A 1,318-nucleotide genomic window follows, 5' to 3' on the forward strand; every position below is an offset into this window, starting at 1 on the left:
TGCTCGCCCGTCTGCACGACGCGGATGTGACCATCGTCGGCGCGTCGGATCACACGGTCACCCACAGCTTGTACATCCTCGACCCAGATGGCAACGAGATCGAGCTCTACATCGACGTTCCCGGGGTCGACTGGCGGAGCACTCCCGCGCTCGCCGCGGCTCCGGTCCGTCCGTTGCGGATCTGATCTGATCAGAAGATCTGATCAGATCAGATCAGATCAGAGGCGCCGAGATCAGAGGCGCCGGGAGTTCCCGCCTCCCGCCGCACCGGCCGTCACTCGGTGAAACTGTGCCCATGCAGCCGTCCCCCGACCAGCGTCGACGGCTGCCGGCGCTGCTGGTGGCGTTGGCGATCCTCACCGGTCTCGTCGACGCGGTCAGTTTTCTCGGACTCGGCCGGGTATTCGTGGCCAACATGACCGGAAACGTCGTCCTGCTGGCCTTTGCGCTGGCCGGGGCCCCGGGCCTGTCCGCCGACCTGTCGGCGCTGGCCCTGGCCGGGTTCCTGGCCGGAGCCGTCATCACCGGACGGATCGGCACGGTGACCATAATCGGCGGTCGTCGCTTCTCGTGGCTGATCATCGCGATGGCCGCGCAGACCGGGCTGATGGCCGGCGCGCTGATCGCCGCGCTGGTCACCCAGGGACTCGGCACGGAACCCGAGATCCCTGAGATCCCCGAGGCCCGGCCCTATACCGTCATCCTCCCGCTGGCCCTCGCGATGGGCCTGCAGCACGCGACGGCTCGGCGGATGGCCGTTCCGGACATCCGGACGAACGTGCTGACCAGCACCTTGACCGGGATCATCATCGACTCCCGGCTCGGTGGGGGAATGGGCCGCGGTGGGGCGCGGCGGTTCGCCGGCCCCGTCGCCATGTTCGCCGGAGCCCTGATCGGGGGCCTGTGCCTGCTCCATCTCGGCCGGATCGTCCCGCTCGTCGTGGCGACCGGTACCGTCACCGGCTGCCTGATCGCCACAGTGACCGGCACCGTTGCGGCGCCATGATCAGGAAGCCGGGGAGACTTCGCCACCCGCGCCACCCGGCCTGGTCGCACGGCGCCGCTGCCGGATGACGACCGTCGTGTCGAGACCACCCTCGCCGTCCGCCTGGGCAGCGGCGAGATCCCGCTCGGCCAGCTCGATCATCGGCAGCGGGATACCACGCCGGCCCGCCTCGGCAAGGCAGATCCGCAGATCCTTGCGCATCCAGTCGACCGCAAACCCGAAATCGAACTCGTCGCGCACCATGGTCTGACCACGATTCGCCAGGTACCACGAGTTGGGAGTCAAAATGAAATAACTTGCGCGTTTCGAACC

General features: G+C 68.1%; 3 protein-coding genes. 2 read left to right on the forward strand and 1 reads right to left on the reverse strand.

All coding sequences use genetic code 11. The annotated features are described in order from the left end of the window. Positions 1-185: VOC family protein (locus ACY45C_RS02265; protein WP_462186007.1), on the forward strand; the 185-nt coding region annotated here is incomplete at its 5' end. A 110-nt stretch (positions 186-295) separates the two neighbouring features. Then, complete coding sequence (locus tag ACY45C_RS02270) at positions 296-1,006, forward strand: YoaK family protein (RefSeq protein ID WP_462186020.1); 711 nt, start codon at positions 296-298, stop codon at positions 1,004-1,006. On the opposite strand, the gene ACY45C_RS02275 is transcribed toward ACY45C_RS02270, so the two are convergent. Further along, positions 1,007-1,318: NAD-binding protein (locus tag ACY45C_RS02275; protein ID WP_462186008.1), on the reverse strand; the 312-nt coding region annotated here is incomplete at its 5' end.

This window comes from Frankia sp. CcWB2 (assembly GCF_977927585.1).

What these genes read in the sequence shown, in the direction of transcription:
- ACY45C_RS02270 (WP_462186020.1), top strand. Translation starts at nt 296, where the DNA reads ATGCAGCCGTCCCCCGACCAGCGTCGACGGCTGCCGGCGCTGCTGGTG.